Raw genomic sequence first — 19,214 nt, forward strand, 5'->3', positions numbered from 1 at the left:
CCCTACCTATTCCTCATAATCGTCAGCGCTCCATTGTACTTCCGTTCCGAAGTCGAGAAAGTGATCACGTAGTAGTAAGTGCCGTCCGGCAGAATGTCATTCCCTCGGGTGCCTTGCCAGTCGTTTTGGTAAGCAGTTTCCTGGTAGACCATGGTACCAAAGCGGTCGAAGACCCGCACGTTTACGTCGCCGAAGGTTTCTACATTTCTGATGACCCAAGTGTCGTTCTGGCCATTGCCGTCAGGCGTGAATACGTTGCTGGCCACTATTCGGTAATCGTCGTTCACGTTCACTGTCACGGTATCTCTGTTTTGGCAGCCAAACTGATCTGTGACCAACAGCTCGTAGTCGGTGGTTTGCAGCGGTGTCGCCCAGGTGGTGGGCACGTTGGAATTGGCCAGGCCATCGATAGGGCTCCACACGTAGCTCACGCCGCCACTGCCTGCCAGCAGGGCTGAATAGCCTTTGCTCACGGTGGTGTCGGCTCCGGCATCAGGTTCTGGGAGGGCATAAATGGTGACCTGACGCTGAAAAACGTCTTTGCAGTTGTTGCCCGAGTTGGCAGCCAGGGTAATCGTGTAGACGCCGGCTTCCTCGTACAAATGCGTGGGATTGGCGGAAGCCGAAATCTGCCCATCGCCAAAATCCCATTCGAAGGTGAGTTCCTCACTGGCTATTTCTGAGCGGTTGACAGGCTCGATCTCAAAGCCATCGCACACATTAGCAACCGTAAAATTGGCCACCGGAAAGTCATGCACCACCACCTCTTTTACCACAATGGCCTTGCAGCCTGCCTCCGACTCTGCCAACAAAGAAGCCTGGTAGCTACCAGGATTGAGGTACTGCTTGCTCGGGCTCACAACAATGGAGTTGGTTTGGTCACCAAAATTCCAAAGGTAGCTGGCTATCGCTCCGGATGCCAGCGTCGTTTTGTTCTCAAATGTCGTGGGGGACCCATCACACACCGGCTCAGCAACAAAATCAGGTTTTGGCAATGGGAAAACCTCCACGATCTTTTCAAGAACGGTGATGCACCCCATGTCGGAAGCTCCCTCTAACCGCACGGAATACTGGCCCGCCTCCTGGTAGGAATGCACCGGACTCGCTTCTTTCGAGGTATCACCATCTCCAAACGACCAGGTATAGGCCACTTCGCCCGAAATAATGCTGCTAAGATTGGAAAACGCCACCGCTTTGTCGATACACACATCCTCCATCACAAAGCTGATCAGCGGAAGAGGCGAAACAGTTATTTTCGAAGAAAACTGATCTGAGCAGCCGCTTTCGGCTGCAACGGACAGCGTCACTGTGTAAATGCCTGCACTCACGTACTTGTGGGTGGGATTCACTTCCTCCGAAACAATGCCATCGCCAAATTCCCAGCGAAAGCTGACATCTGAACCGGTGGAGGTGTTGGTGAAAATAGCTGAGGCATCTAGGCAGATATTCTCCACGGAGAAGCTCGCCACCGGCTGTTCATACACATCTATTTCGACTAAAAATTCTGAAACGCAATCAAAGCTTGTCGTCGCTGTCAGGCTGATGGCGTAGTGCCCCGGCTCCTCGTACTTGTGAGATGGATTGATGGAGGTAGACTGGGTGCCGTCGCCAAAGTCCCACACATAGGTAAGCGTGCCTGACGACACAGAGCTACTGTTTTTAAAAGTGGACGTCTCCCCAAAGCAAACATTGCCTACTTCAAAGGAAGCGACGGGTTGGGGAAACACTACCACCTGCTTGCTGAAGCTGGCTTCACAATTTTTATCGCTTGTGATAGTCAGGCTGGCCTGAAAAGCGCCTGGCTCTTCGAAAGTATAACTCGGATCCTGCTCGCTGGAAGTGGCGCCGTCGCCAAAGTTCCAGGCGATGTCGGCAACTGAGCCAAGAGCCAGGGTCGACAAGTTGGAGAAGTCCATGGGGGCTCCAAAACAAACATCGTCCTGCGTAAACTTCACCTCAGGAACAGCGTTGACCACGGCGGCCAGGCTCAGGGAGTCGACGCAACCTGCCTTGCTCGTCACAATCAGCTTCACCGGGTAGGTACCGTAGCTATCATAACTGTGCTTTGGCGAGGTCGACACGGAAGACGAGGCGTCGCCGAAATCCCACACCTGTGAAGCCACCGTTCCGCTGGACACGGCGGATGTATTAACAAACTGCGAGGCCAGCCCTTCGCAGACCTCCTGCACACTGAAAGCTACATTGGGCAATGCACTCACTTCTACTTCAAAGGGCTGGGTGAAAATGGCCGCACATGTCCCGCTTTGCACCTCGGCTCTATAGAATGTGGTTGCCGTTAAGTCCGTAAAACTCTGGCTGGTAGTGGTATTGCTAATGTCTGTCCAGGCGGTTCCATCCGGCGACTCCTGCCACCGCAGCACTGCTCCCGTTTGCCTCTTCAAAAGTATCGTTCCCTCATTTGCCTCCCCACACACCAGCGAGGGGCCGCTTAGCTCCCCTTCCACCGTTGCTGGATCCACCTGCACTTTTACCTTATTGGTGATCTTTTCTTCGCATACCCCGCTTTTCACAATGGCCCGGTAGAAAGAAGTAGCCAGCAAATTCTCATAGTCAAGCGTGGTGGTGGTATTGACAACGGGTGCCCAGGGCACCTCGCCGGTGGGCGACGACTCCCAGCGAACCACCCCACCTGTGTTGCCGGAAAGTGTTAGTTGACCTGAGTTGGTACCATAGCAAACGACCGCCGACCCATTGACCAGCCCGGCAACTGTTGCTGGCGACACTTCTATCTCAGCCACACTTGAAGGGCTGCTGCTACAAACTCCGTTTTGCACGATCACTCTGTAATAAGTAGTCGCAGTTAAATTGTTGAAAGGCATGGAGGTGGCAGTGGAAACGATGGGCGTCCAGGGCCCGGTTGAGCTGGCGGACGACTGCCATTCTACTACCCCTCCTGTGTAGCCCGACAGCTCCAGGGTGGTGGAATTGGTGCCATTGCACACCGTGGTACCACCGCCCAGCGTGCCACCTACGCTTAGCTTGTCGATTTGGATGGTTGCCATGGAAGAATAAACGGCCGCACAGGCACCGTTTTGCACAAGTGCCCTGAAGTAAGTGGTTTGCGCCAGGTCGCTGTAGTCCAGCGAGGTGGTCGCATTGTCGATGGTGATCCATTGGTCTACACCCGTGAGCGACCTTTCCCACCGAATCACATCGCCTGTTTCTCCTGATAAAGTCAATGTATAAACCGCATCATCGTCTTCGCAGCGAGTGGTGCCACCGGCCAGTGTGCCTCCTATTGAGGTTTCAAATATTTCTACCGTCGTGCTGTAGGTCGCCTCGCAGGTAAAACTTGAAGTAACTGTCAACTCTACGGTGTAAACACCGGCTGTTGGGTAGGTGTAAGTTGGGTTGGGGTCGGTGGAAAGCGGACTTCCGTCTCCAAAGTCCCACGAGTAGGTAACAGGCCCGCTTGTGATAGTGGAAAGATTGGTGAAGGCGGTGGCCGTGCCCAGGCAGGTGTCGTTTACTTCAAAATTAGCTACCGGGTTGGGCCGCACATTGATGGTTTGGGTGATCACATCCACACAATTGTTGACAGATGTAGCCTCCAATGTGACCTCGAAAGTACCCGGACTAGCATAGTCATAAGTAGGATTCGCATCGGTCGACTGGTTGCCATCCCCAAAAGACCAAAGATAGGTAGCAGCATCGGTGCTTGTATTGGTAAAGCTGGCCGTCTGCTCAAAACAATGATCGCTGAAGGTGAAGCTGGCCGCAGGTTGTGCAAACACTTCCACCTGTTGGGTGATCAAATCGGTGCAGCCGCCAGCGACTGAGGTCACCAGCAGGCTCACGTCATAAACCCCGGCAGAAGCAAAAGTGTGGGTGGGATTGATCTGGCTGGAGGTGGGGGAGCCATCGTCAAAATCCCAGGTGTAGGTGACATTTCCAGAAGCAATCGATGAGTTGTTGGTGAAAACGATGCTTTCGCCCAGGCATACATCTCCGGGGAAGGTGAAGTCTGCCACCGGGTCGGGGTAGATGGTGATGGACTTGCTCAGGCTGCTTTCGCAGGCATTGTTGGTGGTAGCAGTAAGGGTAACCGTGTAGGTGCCTGCTGCGGCATAGTCGTGCGTGGGGTTGATGGACGTAGCGGAGTTGACGATGGTGCCATCGCCGAAGTCCCACTCAAAGTCGGTGATGGTGGAGCCGCCCCCTATGGAGGTAAGGTCAGTAAACGACTGGGTGGTGGACACACAGCGGTCGGCGGCAGTGGCCGTAAAATTGACCGTGGCAGTGGGGTAAACCGTGACGGTTGTAGAGAAGTCGTCCTGGTCGCCGTTGCTGTCCATCACCCACAGCCTCACCACAAAATCACCCGCAGAGGCATACACATGGCGGGGGCTGGGCACGGTGGAGCTTTGCCCATCGCCGAAGTCCCAGGAGTAGAAGGTGATGCTGCCCGACAGCGTGGTGGAGCCGTTCACAAAAACGGTCTCCTGCCCTTTGCAGACCGGGGCGGCAGTGAAGGTGGCAGTGGGCACTGCCTGGGCCGCATACAAGCCGCCTGCCAGGAAAACCAAAGTAAGAAGCGCTTTTTTATAGGTTAGGTCAATGAGCATAAGGTCGTAGGTTGAGGTGGCTTTTCTGTCCCTCTCCCCTGCCCCCTCTCCCGGTGGGAGAGGGAGAAGTAAAAGGAGGCTGCCTTAGTTGTATTTAGTTCATTTTTTGTTGGTTAATATGTCTTCACAAATCTGATCGTTTTCGAAATCCTTCCAGCCTGTATGGCCATGATGTAGGTGCCAGGCACCATCCCGTGCATATTGAACTCAATGAGCTCCTCTATTCCGACGAATTCGTACTCTGCTATTTTGAGCCCGCTTAGGTTGAATACTTGTACCAGTACCGGTGCTTCATCGCTCAGCTCCAGGTCAATTTTTACCACGTCTTCGGCCGGGTTGGGGTAGAGGTTGCTTCGGTAAAGCTCCAGCAGCCTCGCCTTGTCGGTAGCCGGTGCCGATGGCCTGAACTCCAACACCCTCAGCAGCTTCTCCTCCGTATCGGAGCACACCCCATTCGACACGGTCAGGCTCACCGTGTAGTCTGCTGGCCGGTAATAGATATAAGAAGGGTTGGCCCTCACCGACGAAAACCCATCGCCGAAATTCCATTTGAAGGAGAGGGGTGTGGGCTCGGGTTCGGTCAGCTGCACAAAATGTACCTCTTCATCCACAGCCACTTCACTTGGTATCAGGAAGCTGGCCTTTATTTTTTGGGTGGTTTCCTTCACCTCCACCACGTCGGTTTCGGTGCAGCCATCATCTGCTGTCACCTGCAGGTAATAGGTGCCGGGGTCAGTTGGGTACACCACCTTATTCGTAGAGGTATAACCGGTATTGGACGTCCAGAAATAGCCTACATCGTCGACACCGGCATCCAGGAAGAATTCTTCGGGGGAGCAGATTAAAGCCTCGGCGGCCAGGTTGAGGCCAAGGGTTGGTTTGACTGTAACGTTGATTTTGTCGCTGCTTTCACACCCAAACTCGTTGGTTACCGTGACAGTATAGGAACCAGTTGCTCCTACCGACTTCAATCGATTGGTTGACAAATCATTCCAGAGATATCCGGCCTGCGCACCCGCATCCACCTCAACCGTTTCGCCATAGCAAAGCACTACATCCGGCCCCAGGTCAACTATAGGTTTGGGCCTGATAACTACGCTGGTGGTATCTGCATTCACGCAGCCATTGCGGTCTGAAATTTTGAACCAGTAGGTATCACTTTCTGTAATCTTTATGCTTTTTCCGGTGCTGCCTGTTGACCATAAGAACTCACTCCTGATATTATCTACCCCGAGAAGCAGGCTTTCGCACGCTTCATATTCATCGGCGAACGCCAGGGTGGGAAGCTCATTGACCGTGACTTTAATCTCTTCATAGAAAGTGCAGCCTTTTGGGCTGGTGAGTGTGACACCGTAAGTGCCCGAGGAAGTGACAGCAAGCAGAGGGTCGGTGGAGCCATTGCTCCATTTATAGCTACTGGCTATGTCTGACGAGGCGTCAAGTGTTAGAGGCTCTCCCTTACACAATACTATATCGTCGCCCAGTGAGATCACAGGCCTGGGGTAAACGATCAGGTTGACGGTGTCCCTGTGAATGCACAGGTCATTGCTGATGGTTTCCACCCAGTAGGTGCCGGTCTTGCTGGCGGTTATTGTGGGAGTCGTTTGCCCCGTCGACCACAAATAGCTGGCGGCACTGACCCCCGGATCAAGCACTTCTTCTCCGCAGGCCTCCCGGTCTTCGCCCAGGTCTGGCAGCTCCGATTCAAGCAGGGTTACCTCAACGGCACCAGACACGGCACAGCCATTCGTGTTTGTGACCCGAACGGTGTAAGCGCCACTTTGGGTGGCTAAATACGTTCGGTTGGAAGAGTTATTTTGCCATTTATAGGTGCTGCCAGGGTTACCAGCATCCAGCAAGTAAGTGGACTCACATGTTTCGATAGAAGCGGGAAGATCAAACGATGGCCCCTCGTTAACGACTATTTCCTTGGTTTGAGTTCTTTCGCATGACGCCCCGGTAGAGGCAGTCAATGTGACGAAATAGCGTCCCTTTGTTTCGTAGCTATTTGTGGGCTGAAAAGCTTCAGAACTATTGCCATCGCCAAAGTCCCACAGGTAAGAGACCTCGCTCAGGTTGCCTGCATAAGCAGTCGTGTTGGTGAATGCCAGTTCCTCCTCCTCACAAACGTTTTTGAACACAAAGTTAGGCTTGGGAGAAGGTTGCACCGAAACCAGCTTGCTCACTTCGGTTTTGCAACCGGCTGCATTGGTGGCTACCAACGTGACCTCATAGGTGTTGGCCACGCTGAAGATCTTGTTAGGAGCAGGGTTGGCCGATTGGGTTCCATCGCCAAACGACCAAAGGTAGTTCAAAGTGCCGGTGTCGTTGGATAATACAGGCTCAAAGCTGATGGCATCACCCTCACACTGACCAGTAAAAGTGATGTTTACTTCGGGTGACTCGAGGAACGTCACGAGGATATTGTCTTCGACCCAACAGTTGCCTACACTTACCCGAACGGTGTAAGTGCCATTTTGGGTAACGCTAATGCTTTGGCTGGTCTGGCCTGTCGACCATAGGAATTGGGCACCCGGGTTTTTCGCATTAAGTGTAACCACCTTCCCTGCGCAAGCTGTAATGTCTCCGCCCAACTCCACAGAAGGCAGTGGAGATACAGTGATAAACACCTCGTCTGAGTCGGTACAACCATTTTGATCCACAAAAGAAATGCTATATAAGCCGGTGGTGGCAACATTGATCTTTCTGGTGGTTTCCCCTGTTGACCAGGCGTAGGTGCCATTAGGGAAAGCCCCTGCATCAAGGGTCACAGGGCCGCAAACTTCCCTGTCTAAGCCCAAATCAATTTGAACGGGGCTGTTGAGAGTCACAGTTGTTTCGTCGGTTAACAGGCAACCATTTGGGGTCGTCACTTCAATGCCTATGGCCATGTTTGAGGTTACGACATAGGTTTGGTCGGTACCAAGTGTACTTCCTGAGCCGACATCGTACCATCTGTAGGTAGCGCCAGGACTGCCAGCGTCAAGAACAAGCTGGTTGCCGCAGGTAACAGAAGTGGCAGCCAGGTCGAGGTCAGGCGCTGAATAGATTTCGATTGGCTTCAAAAATTCTTCCGTGCACTTTCCAGAAGTAACTTTAAGCGTTACATCAAACACACCGGCTTCGTCGAAGGCGTGGAAAGGGCTTTCTTCTGTGGAGGTGGTGCCATCGCCAAAAGCCCAAAGATAAGTAACAGGAGAAGCGGTGGTTGTTGAGGTGTTGGTAAATGTGACAGAAGTTCCCTGACACGCATTTTCTGCATCAAAAGATACCACAGGAGGTGCGTCGACAACTACGTCTTTAGTGAAGGTATTGGCGCACCCGTTTTGGGTTTGTATTTCAAGTTCCACGGCATAGGTTCCGGCCGTAGGGAAGGCAATCGTGGGATTGGCGGTGTCGGCCGTTTCGCCATTACCGAAATCCCAATAGCGTGCAAAAATGGGATCGCTTGCGGTCATCGAGAATGAAATATCTGTGAACGAAACCTCTTCTCCTTCGCAAACCTGCAGGGCGCTGGTCAAAAAGCCGGCTTCGGGTGATGGCAGCAGGCCAACTGAAACAACATCTGACACCGAGCAGGTGCCTGCTTCCACCGTCAGCTGGTACTGCCCCGCTTCAGTTACTTCCAGAGTGGCATCGTAGCCCAATTCTTCACCCGAGACTATGTTAGTCCACACGTAGGAGTCGCCGCTAATATTGGAGGCAAGCGTGACTGTTTCGCCCTGACAAACAAGGACATCGCCTCCCAGGTCGAGCACGGGCACCTCGTTGATCGTGATGCTCACGTTGTCTGAATAGGAGCAGAAAGGTGTCATGGTACCACTGTTCGGAGAGTAGGTAACCGTCACGGTGTAGTTACCCGATTCGGTGACCAGCAGGCTGGATCCTGTTTCAAATAACGGGCTGCCATCTTTGGCCCACTCGTACTGCAGCACGCCGGTGAAGGGCGCTGAAGTCGGCGTTGCATCCAGCACAGTACTTTCACACACGGTTCGGTCGGCGCCAAGGTCTCCTGGGTCGACGATATATACCGGTATGGAGAAAGAGGCCTCGCAATTCTGCGGGTTGACTGTGGTCAATACGGCCTTATAAACACCGGATTCATACACATCGAGGGTGGCGCCTGTGGACAGTTGCTGGCCCAGCGCATTGTACCAGGTAAAGGAAGTGCCCGGTGGTATATAATTAGCAGGATCGATCGATGGATCAATAGTGAAGGCGCCGGAGCAACTCAGACCCAAGGGGCCAATATTGAAGAATGGCCTTTGAAAGATTTCTACGGTTTTCTCCGCAGAGGCTACACAGCTGTAGGCATTGTTAGCAGCGATATTGGGGGCGGAAGTATTTGCGGCGGTGAGCTTTACCGTATAACTCCCATAGGCAGCATACTGATGCTCCGGATTTTGTTGATTTGACGAGCCGCTGTCACCGAAGTCCCAGACGTAGGACGAAATGGCATCCGTTTGCACGCTGGAGGCATCGAAAAACTCGACCGGAAGGCCATCGCACACATCGTTGAAAACAAAATCGACGTCGGGAACAGCATGAACGGTGAGGTACCCGTCGACGATGTTGGTGCAAAGCTTGTCCGAGATTCGGGTAAGGGAAATGGTGTGCGCCCTGGGGTTTGCGAAGGAGTGGGTCGGAGCAGCAAGCGCAGATCCACTTTCGTCTCCAAAGTTCCAGGTGTAAGTGTCAATGGTGCCTGCCGCAATGTCAGAATTATTGACAAAATCCACCTCCACATCCGTGCAAATATCATTGATGGCCAACTCGTCGAATTCCATATGAAAATCGCCGATGGGGGCAGGGTGGATGATCAACGGTATTGTATCTGAGAAAACACACCCGTACGGTACAGAGGTAGCTTCCAGCGATACCCGATAATTGTCAGCCGAATACAGGTACTCGTGGATTGGTTCAGACTCTTCGCTAAGGTCAGACTCATCCGAAAAATCCCAAAGGTAGGTAAGTGGTGTGTCGTCGCCAATTTCGCTATCGTTGGCCAAAAGAATATCAACCCCCTCACAGACCCCCTGGGCTACTCCATTTATCTCATTTCCTTCAACGATAAAGCGGAAAGCTGGCACTGGCCTCGGATCCACCTTGATGACTCTTGTAAGACTGTCCGTACATCCAAAACCTGGGACTGTTGCAATCAGCTTTACTGCCATTTCACCGTAGCTGTTGTATGTGTATGTAGTATCAAAAGGGGTAACAATTTTATAACCATTGCCAAAATCCCACTGATAAAACATGTCAATAGCTGGGCTTAAGATTTCAGTACCGTCGAAGTTTTGGTAGTAGCTTTTATTTGTAAACCCTATTTTTTCCAATTGGCATGCTTGCCCGGTTGCAGTGCCCGAAAGATCCACAAAATCAAAGTCAGGAATAGGCAATGCATTCACTCTTACCGTTTTCGAAAAAACAGTACTGCTGCAACCAAATCTATTTTCTGTTATCAAGGTTACCGCAAACTTTCCTGTGTCAGAAAAAACATGGGTTGGTTCCTCAAGCGTGCTGGTAATGTCGTTATCCTTGAAGTCCCAATACCATGCAACAAGGTCGAAGTCGGCACCTGATCCGACGGGTAGAGACTGTTTTATAAATTGCATCGTTGCACCATAACACGATTGACCGTTTTCCGGTGAGTGGGAGAAGTCAGCTATTGGCAGGGGTAAAACGTCAATTGTATATTCAATTTCTCGCTCGCAGCCCCTATTGTTTCGTTCAAAAAGGGTGATTTTTGCGCCATCGGTTGTCGGGTTTGTCAGATCAAAAATGTAAGTGTCTACGGAGGAGGATGGTATTACTACTCCATTGACGATCCAGTGATGGTAGTCTGCGGTTGAACTTAAATCTAATTCCCCGCCATAGCAGACCTTAATTGTGGTATTGCCTTCCTGAATTTGGGCGGATTCATTGTTTGAGATTGGGACTGCTTTAGGTTTATGGTCGTTGTCACAAGTTTCTGCAACAACGATAAGGTTTGTCGAATTTGCTTCAAATTTAACGTCGCTATTCGTAATGCTGCTTGAGCCGGATGGTACGACCGCATCAAGCATAAGCCAAGATGATCCGTTGTCGCTCGAGGTATAAACGGCCAATGCCGAACTTCCTAGTGAGTTCATCTCTTCAGTACCACTGAAAAAGTTGAATGTCATATTGTCAAAAATGCCTGCTTCCTCTCCAAACGTTATTTCAAAATATTTGAGAATGGTGGCATCATTTGCCACATCAAATCTTTTTATACCTGCCGGTATATGATGCCTTGTCACAACGGATGCGCCCATTCCATCTGAGCCAATGTCTACTATAAGCCCCATTCCGGCGATATTAAGATTTTCAGTATCAGTTGTTATTGCGGGAACCTTAGTACTAACGAAGCCGATACCAGTAAACCTCGAAGCAAGAGATTCGCCTGCAAGTGCTCCACCGTACTTAAGATAGACCTGACTGCTTGCCAGACTTATTTTGCCTGAACTGAATGTTAACTTTTGCCCGAAAAGAACATTTTTCTTAAACGGCAGGATAAATGACCCACCAGGTTTCGAAAGGACAAAGTTTGAAAGGTATGTTGTGTCGGCAGAATTGACTGTAAGTGTCTGATCTCCTGTTCCAGTTAGATACTGAGTTCCCGGATTGGCCGGTTTAGCTATCAAAGTTGTTACGCCATTGTTGCTAATATTTCCATTTACAATCAGTGTCCCGGCCAATATAATCTTGCCATCACCATCTGTCGAGTTGTCTGTATAGTTGCCTGGAATGAAAAATATTGCGTCTGTGTGTATATCTATTGGAATATTTCGGTTGCTCGCAGAAATCTGGCCTCGACTGCTGTGATAAAACAGAAGCGTCATCAACAGTAGTCCCAGGTGGAGCCATTTGATGGACGGCGATATGTTGCGAAAGATTCTCATTTCGCTCCCCATTCAACTGTCTTAGAAATAATCACCTTGCCTGGGATGGAATATGCCCTCACCTGGTAGAAATAAGCTTCTTTTTTCAAGTCTTTGTCAACAAAATTGGTTGAGGCAACTAGCCCCGTTATGGGCTTTATCGACTTCTCAGTTTCACCCCGAAACACCACGTAGCCCTTGATAAGCTTTGGATCAATTTCAGACCACTCTAACCGATTGGTCTTTTTCCTTTTCTGGCTTTTGAGTTTTACTGTTAATTGGGCTTCTAGTAGCAACTCCTCACGCCGAAATGCATAGGCTGCCTCAGATAGTGGTGAAATGTTTCCTGATGAATCAATAGCAGCTAGACGATAATAATAGTCTTTGTTTCCTATGGTCGTACGATCGACAAATCGGAACGAGCTTTTGGCAATTTGGGCCTGGTTGACTTGGGTGTCATCCGAGTTTAAAGAGTCAGACCTGTACAGATGATAACCAGCCAAATCTTCTTCCACATTACGAATCCAGTTAACGATTATCCCTTCATCAGAGTAACCGACTTGGCTGATCACGGGCCGTTCTGGAGCCACAACGTCCGGTAAGACCGCTGTGGCAATAGCCGACGGCTTGCTTCTGTTGTAAGAAGTGTCAATGGCCACCAGAAAGTAGAAAAATTCGTTTTTAACGTTTTTCGGAAGACGCTGCTCGTAGTAGTTGGTGTCGAGCGGCTCAGCATTTAGCAACACATAATGATCAGGATCGTTTTCGTCAACAGTTCTGTATAGCAGATATCCCTTAAGATCGGGTTCCTCATTTCCTAGCCAGGTTAAATAGAACCGACCGGTGTCGGACTTAATGGCCAAATCTAGCGGTTGTGAAGGGGGAAACACGTCCTGAGCTTCAACAAAAGCCATTTCAGACAGCGACTTATTGCCAGTGTGATCCTCAGCTTCAACTCGATAGTAATAAGGCCCGGGAACCTGAAGGGTCTCATTATAAGTATTATTTCCGGCGGAAAGCAAGCTAGTGGTGACCGGCTCAAATTTGCCCTCGCTTTTTTGACTTCGATAAATGGTATAGCCTTTAAGGTCTCCTGTGTCTTCCTGCTCCCATTGAAGAAGCACTCTCAGGGAGTCCGCCCTTCCCGATAGGTTTAAAGGTGGAGGTGGCGGAGTCACGTCATCTATTTTAATGTTTACCAGGCTGGATGGCTGACTCATTTCTCCGAAATAGTCAATACCCTCTATATAGTAGGAATAACTAGCTCCCTCTATGCTTCCACGTCTTTTAAACATTGGTTTCGGAAAAACCAATATGCCCGAGCTGTCGGGTTGCATACTGAGCATCAGCGGTTGGTTGTTTAGCCTGTTTGTCGATCCGGTTGAATCTGTTTCATAAAGATTATATGCATAATACAGATTAGAATTTTGGGTCCAATTGAAATTGATTACCCTACCTTCCTGATAGGCTTCCAAGTCCTGAACCCCCCCCGTTTGTTGATAACTTCCTGCTTCAATAAAGCTGGACTGTCCCAAAACCGTTTCTTGAGATCCATTCAAAATGGTGATTTTGTACTGGTAGGATTTTCCTGGAAGCACTTCGTTGTCTTTAAAATAGATGCCCAGGAACCTGGCAAACTCATTGCTTTCAAAGCTCTTTAGTAAGATGTTCAGTTTTAAGAAATCATCCTCAAGCTCTTCAGGTGAAGCTTGATTCAGTGCATCAATAAAAAAGTCCAACTCTTCATCTTGCTCAATAAGTGAGGTTGGCAGGCTTTGAAGCATACTTACGGGCTTTGGCGACACAAGCCGCCACTCAACTAAGTTGGCGTCCCTCCTGTACACATTGAATTCCTTCCCAAAAAGTGAAAGTGCATGGTACCATTTTAGTTCGATACTTAAGTTTCCGGCTGAATTTGCAGGGTGATTTCTTGCAAAAACGAATGAATCTTGTCCATTACAGTTGCAGAAAATCATAGAGAAAAAAATTACAGCAATAGTTTTTTGCCTGCACATTATTAGAAATATGATAAGTAGTTTCTAATAAATATATTATTCTTAAGATATCAAAATCATTCGGTAGCCAATATTCATTATGGTCTAAAACTAATTTAAAGTCACTAAACTACATTTTCTGCATGGTGATATATTCCCATATAAATTGCTTAATATGAAAATTTCTTATTTATTTATCTGAAGTATTACCACCTAACCGTTCCTATGCTGCTGGCCAATTATAATAGATTGTATGTTAAAATATGCTGTCTATTTTTATTCACATACCTCTCTTGTTCATTGCTTTTCGCCCAGCAAACACCCCTTTACAGCCAGTATTTTCTTAACCAATACCTTTACAATCCCGCTTTGGCGGGCTATTCGGGAGTGCCCAGCGCTTTCTTTTTGTACCGCAAACAATGGGTGGGCGTGAACGGGGCACCCGAAACGCAGGTGTTCACACTTGACACAAAACTGAACAATGAAAACATAGGCCTTGGGCTTACTTTTTTTAACGACGTCACCAATATCATCGGACGCACGTCGGGGGCAATAACAGGCTCCTACAAAATCGACCTCAGCCCCAACCAGCAGCTCCGCTTCGGCCTGTCCTTCCTGGCCATTCAAAACCGGATCTTTTTCGACCGCATACAGGCCGACGACATCAGCGACCCTAACCTTCTGAGCGCCGTGGATCAGCGGACGGTATTCGAGGGCAATGCGGGCCTGCATTATACCCTAAAGAAGCTCCACGTGGGCTTTGCCAGTGAGCAGCTGTTTCAAAACACCATTAAATACAACAACGAGGCGCTGTTTCAGTCGCTCGACTATACGTTTGTCCGGCACTATTACACTACAGCTGATTACACTTTTGTCGCCGGGCCAAATGTTGAGGTAAAGCCCATGGTGCTCATCCGCACGGTGCAGGGGCTGCCCTCCCACGCCGATTTTAACCTGATGGTGAATTACAAGCAGTTGGTGTGGCTCAATATGAACTACCGGCCAAAGATTGGCGCCGGGTTCTCCGTTGGCACGCAGCTGGCCGAGCAGTTTGTGTTTGGCTATACCTATGAGTTCCCAACGACGGACCTGAGCATTTTGGGGAGCTCAACGCACGAATTTGTGCTGGGGCTGAGGCTGCGCAAATCAAGCGACTCGCCCATAGCCAGAGAAAAAGGCGGCAGCATCAAGTCGCTGGAGAAGCAATCGGCCATTCAATACGAAAAAATTGATGCGCTGAAGCAGGAAAACGAGCTGGTGAGCGGGCAGCTCAACGAAACACAAAGCCAGTTGGCAGCGCAGAATGAGGAGCTGCGGCTGCTCAGGGAAATAGTGAGCGGTTACCAGGAGGATCTTTCCAAGGCCATTGTCCGGCTCCAGGCCAACCCCGATGATACAACTTCGGTGGCGGAAGGGCCCTATTACCTGGTTGTTGGAGCCCTGCGCAACCTGGACGATGCCAAGCTCTTTCAGCGGATTTTGAAACGGGAGGCCGGGCTCGATACCAAAGTCACCCAAAGCGCTTCGGGCACCTGGTATTTTGTGTACTCGCAGGAGATTAACGAGCTGGAAAATGCGAATGGGCTCATCAAGGAACTGATGGAGAGCAAGGCCCGGCCGTTCATTATCGGCGTGCCGTGGATTTATAAATGGGAGCAGCGGTGAGGGGGCTGAGACAACATATCGCCCCTTGTGAGGATATTTTGCAGTTCGTTTCCGGGTGCGTTGTTCCTGGGTGTGTCTTCACACCCAGGAAACGGAAAGGCATGCTGGTGTGTGAGGACAACGATCTTGATATAGGGTGTGAAGACACGAGCGATTATATAAGGTGTGGAGACACACCCAAAAACGAGGCGGGTGAAGACAAAAGCGTGGAGTGTGGAGACGCACTCCAGAACGGGTGTGGAAACACACCCAAAAACACGAAGGACACACCCCAAAATCCGATCGTGGACAATGGGGTTGGGCAAAACATCCGCTATCTGGGCTGGCGATTGGCGACTGTGCTGCTTTTATCGCTGGCGTTTCCGCCGACTCTTTTTGCGCAGGATTTGGAAACATTGGGCGAACAAAAGCTCTTTGCTTACAATGGCAGCTTGTCGGCTACGCAAACCTTTTACCATGCGGCGGGTATGCCCAGCCGCAGAGACCCTTACTTCTGGCAGTTGAACGCCAATCTGAATCTCACTTTCCTGGGCATCATCAGCGTGCCGCTTTCGGCCACGCTCAGTCAGCAAAACAAAAGCTTTGCCCAACCGCAACCCTTCAACCGGTTTGGCATCAGCCCCACCTACAAGGGCCTCACCGTGCACCTGGGCCACCGCACCATCAACTTTTCTGATTACACGCTGGCTGGCAACTTGTTCTTTGGTGCTGGTGTGGAGTACAAACCGGAGAACAACCCAGTCAGGGTAAGCGCCATGTACGGCCGCTTTGCCAAACCAGTAGCCAAGTTCTCACAGTTTGGCCAGGTGTATGCCGAGCCCACCTACAGGCGCATCGGCTTTGGCACCAAGGTCGGCTTTGAATTGGAAAAGCAACGGGCTGCAGTGATGTTCTTCCGGGCGTACGACGACCCTAACTCCATCGATGTGGTGGACAGCTCTTTAGTGGTGACTCCCGAGGAAAACCTGGTGGTGGGCCTCGAAGGCGGCTTTAAATTTTTTGATCGGTTTTCGCTGGAAGGGGAATATGCTTACAGCCTTTTTACCCGGGACAGGCGGATTCCTGAGCTGTTCACCAACGACTATTCCTTTATCAACAACCTGGGAGGGCTTTACAAACCCAACGGTTCTTCCGCTTTTACCAACGCCTTGAAATCTCGCCTTACTTATCAGGGCGATGGCTTTCAGGCCAACTTAAGTTACCGGAGAGTGGATCCGGGCTACACCACGCACGGCTCGTCGTTTCTTAACAACGACCTCGAAGACATCACGGCTGGTATTTCATTGCCTTTGTTCAACAACAGAGTGACGCTCTCCACCAGCTCGGGCTTGCAACACAATAACCTCGACAACCAGAACAGCGCCCGTGTCATCCGATATGTATTCAGCTCATCGGCGTCCATTTCCGCTACGGAAAAACTCAATATCAACCTCAACGTATCGAATTTCAGTACCAGCACCCAACAGCTACTACTGCAAACCGATATCCTGTCCGACACGCTGGAGTTCTTTCAGGTAACCCGGTCGGCCATGGCCTCCGTGAACTACCAAACGGGAAAGGAAACCAATACAGGTACCCTTTTCGTCAGTGGCAATTTGCAGGACGCCACCGACAGCCAGGGCAACGGCTCGCTGTTCAAAAGTGGTAACGCCGGTTACAGCTTTAAGATTGGAGAGGACTGGTCGACCAACACGTCATTCACTATCAATCAGTCAGCCGCAGGCATCAGTAACCTCACCCTGGGGCCGGTGTTTGGCGTGAACCGGTCTTTTATGGACAACAAGGTGCGAAGCAGCTTGTCGCTGAGCCTGCTGAACAGCTACTTGAACAAATCAAAAAACAGTCACATCGACAATGTGCGTTGGTCAGTCAACTGGACGGCCGGCAAGCGGCATACGGTGTCGTTCAACACCTTTTACTTATTGAAAAACACTTACGAAGAAGCTGCCAAAGCCACACAGGAATGGCGGGGAACACTCAACTATGCTTTTAGAATATGACACATTACAACCAGCCAATTAGTCACCAGTCCCATAGAGACGACGTAAACGAAAAAAGCACCCCTGGCCAATTCAGAAAGCCACCTGCGAATGATAGAGCAGAAAGAAGCGGCAGTCAGTCCCAGCGGGACGACACATTGGTAATACAGAATGCAAATCCACTAACAAAAAGTCCCGTAGGGACGGCATATCGGTGCCTCTTCCTTTCACTCGGACTCCTGGCGGTGCTGGCTGCTGAGGCTCAGGTGCTCACCCCCTCCTGGGAAATTTCTCTCCCAGGCAAGCTGAAATGGATGCAGATCAACGACTACGGTATCCTCATTGCTTCCTGCGACAATGGACTGTACGGCGTGAACCCTGAAAACGGCGACAAGCTATGGGAAATCACCACCCTCACCAATGTGCCCGAGGCGAATTACCAAATCATTGATGGCACGCCGCTGGTATTGATTGCCGACAAGGGCGGCGACTCACAAACCCTGATCATCAATGGCCTGAACGGGAACTTGATTTTTGATTCGGCCAAAGAGGCCCTGGGGTTGATCATTAGCACCAAGGTAATCCCCGAAGCTGGTGGCGCCATGATTGCCTACAGCAGCGAAGCCGGTGATGGCATCACGATGTTTGACTATGTGACCGGCGACAGGAAGTGGGACACAAAATTCGAAAAGGCCAAAGGCAAAGACCTGCAGCCCCAGCCCATTATCGACGGCGAGGGCAATATTGTGTATGCCCTGGGGAAAGACCTCTATAAGCTGAACGGCAGCACCGGGGCCATCATGTGGCAAACCGACAGCAAAAAGAACTACATCGATTTGTTTTTACAACCAAATAAGCCTGTGCTTTTTGCCGTGAGCGGCTCCCCTTCTTCTACTTTTTTTGAAGAAAACACCGGCAAGCAAATTGGCCTGGCCAGCGGCGCAGCAGGCAACTTCGCTGTGGACGCCCTCGACCTCAGCAGTGGCGGGGAAGTATGGAAAAATCCGGTCGACTACTCCAAGGCCAAATACAGCGGGGTGGCATTGGGAGAAAGCGATTTTTTACTCTTTCAAACGTTTAGCTCCGGCAAAATTGACTACGCCACGGGGGATCACCTGTGGAAAAAGGAAAAAATGGGCACGGGCGGCGAAAAGAATGCCGGGGTGTTTGTGACCGACAAAGGCCTGGGCTATGCAATGATGGACGCAGTGGGCAGGGCTTATATCAATTTTGTGAATGAAGCAGGGGAGCCGATGTGGAAAAAACGACCAGTTATCAACGGGCAGCTTACCTACTACAAGCAGTACGGCAACGCCCTCTTCTTCATCAGCGAACAGGAAACCAACTTCCTTAACCTCGACGACGGCACTTTTATGTGGAATGGCGACAAATATTTGTCGGCTGGCGAAGTACCCATCAGCGTGGTGCAGGATGAGGACGGCAGCTTTGTGATGTACATCAAAGGCAAGCTGGTGCGGGTGATGCCCGACAAACAGGACTGGGTGGAAATCACCTCCAATTTTGCCTTCAGAGGGGAACTGCCTACGGGCATACAGCTATTGCCCAATGGCTACCTGCTCACGGGCAATCAGAATGCCATGTTGATCGACAAAAGTGGCAGGGTACTCTACCATAAGTTTTATCCTGCTCCCGAGCAAAGCTTTGGTGCCAAGCTGGCGCTCGGTGTGCTGGGTGCAGGCACCGCACTCACAAGCTTTGCCTACGGTGCTTCCTCTATTGGCTACGGGATGCAGGGAGCCCTCCAGGGCAACGACAATTTCACCAGAAAGGCGCAGAAGCAAATGACCGTGGCCACTTTTACAAGGGACGTGACCGGAGGCCTTGGAGCCATGGCTCAGGCCAGGTTTGGGGAGCAGGCTGGTACCGATACATACAAGTTAATACTTACCAAAAAGGATCATAGCATCGGCTTCGTCAAAATCAATATTCTGACAGGAGAAGAAGAGGGGCAGATTGTGACGAACGATCGCACCCCCGATTTTTCGATCGATCCCATCGGCAAAAAGGTGTTTTTGAAGTCAGCTGACGACAGGGTGGCCTGTTACGACCTATAAAAGATGTAGTTGAAGT

6 protein-coding genes are annotated in these 19,214 nt (G+C 50.5%); 3 read left to right on the forward strand and 3 right to left on the reverse strand.

Annotation, left to right across the window (positions count from 1 at the left end; genetic code table 11):
* Positions 1-2: 2 nt before the first annotated feature.
* The 3 genes from RIF36_RS26930 to RIF36_RS26940 all read right to left on the reverse strand — a co-directional run bounded on the left by RIF36_RS26930 (position 3) and on the right by RIF36_RS26940 (position 13,461).
* Complete coding sequence (locus tag RIF36_RS26930; protein WP_350120822.1) at positions 3-4,586, reverse strand: PKD domain-containing protein; 4,584 nt, start codon at positions 4,584-4,586, stop codon at positions 3-5.
* A 113-nt stretch (positions 4,587-4,699) separates the two neighbouring features.
* A complete protein-coding gene (locus RIF36_RS26935) occupies positions 4,700-11,506 on the reverse strand; it encodes a PKD domain-containing protein (RefSeq protein WP_350120819.1) in 6,807 nt (2,268 codons plus the stop codon).
* The gene (locus RIF36_RS26940; protein ID WP_350120816.1) at positions 11,503-13,461 is read right to left on the reverse strand and encodes a fibronectin type III domain-containing protein; all 1,959 of its coding nucleotides are present in this window, start codon (positions 13,459-13,461) and stop codon (positions 11,503-11,505) included. Before RIF36_RS26940 ends, RIF36_RS26935 begins: the two co-directional genes overlap by 4 nt.
* Before the next feature lie 243 nt (positions 13,462-13,704).
* Here RIF36_RS26940 and RIF36_RS26945 point away from each other — a divergent pair, with 243 nt between their 5' ends.
* From RIF36_RS26945 to RIF36_RS26955, 3 genes are read left to right on the forward strand one after another with little or no spacing between them, the layout of a single operon-like run.
* Entirely contained in the window at positions 13,705-15,144 is a 1,440-nt protein-coding gene (locus RIF36_RS26945; protein WP_350120813.1) for a PorP/SprF family type IX secretion system membrane protein, read from the forward strand.
* Positions 15,129-17,144 carry a hypothetical protein gene (locus RIF36_RS26950; RefSeq protein WP_350120810.1) on the forward strand — a complete coding sequence of 672 codons (2,016 nt, stop codon included), beginning with the start codon at positions 15,129-15,131 and terminating at the stop codon, positions 17,142-17,144. Before RIF36_RS26945 ends, RIF36_RS26950 begins: the two co-directional genes overlap by 16 nt.
* Entirely contained in the window at positions 17,141-19,198 is a 2,058-nt protein-coding gene (locus RIF36_RS26955; protein WP_350120807.1) for an outer membrane protein assembly factor BamB family protein, read from the forward strand. Before RIF36_RS26950 ends, RIF36_RS26955 begins: the two co-directional genes overlap by 4 nt.
* The last annotated feature ends 16 nt before the right edge of the window (positions 19,199-19,214 follow it).

It is taken from the genome of Imperialibacter sp. (assembly GCF_040222815.1).
GTDB lineage: Bacteria > Bacteroidota > Bacteroidia > Cytophagales > Cyclobacteriaceae > Imperialibacter.

What these genes read in the sequence shown, in the direction of transcription:
- RIF36_RS26930 (WP_350120822.1), bottom strand. Translation starts at nt 4,586, where the DNA reads ATGCTCATTGACCTAACCTATAAAAAAGCGCTTCTTACTTTGGTTTTC.
- RIF36_RS26935 (WP_350120819.1), bottom strand. Translation starts at nt 11,506, where the DNA reads ATGAGAATCTTTCGCAACATATCGCCGTCCATCAAATGGCTCCACCTG.
- RIF36_RS26940 (WP_350120816.1), bottom strand. Translation starts at nt 13,461, where the DNA reads ATGATTTTCTGCAACTGTAATGGACAAGATTCATTCGTTTTTGCAAGA.
- RIF36_RS26945 (WP_350120813.1), top strand. Translation starts at nt 13,705, where the DNA reads ATGCTGCTGGCCAATTATAATAGATTGTATGTTAAAATATGCTGTCTA.
- RIF36_RS26950 (WP_350120810.1), top strand. Translation starts at nt 15,129, where the DNA reads ATGGGAGCAGCGGTGAGGGGGCTGAGACAACATATCGCCCCTTGTGAG.
- RIF36_RS26955 (WP_350120807.1), top strand. Translation starts at nt 17,141, where the DNA reads ATGACACATTACAACCAGCCAATTAGTCACCAGTCCCATAGAGACGAC.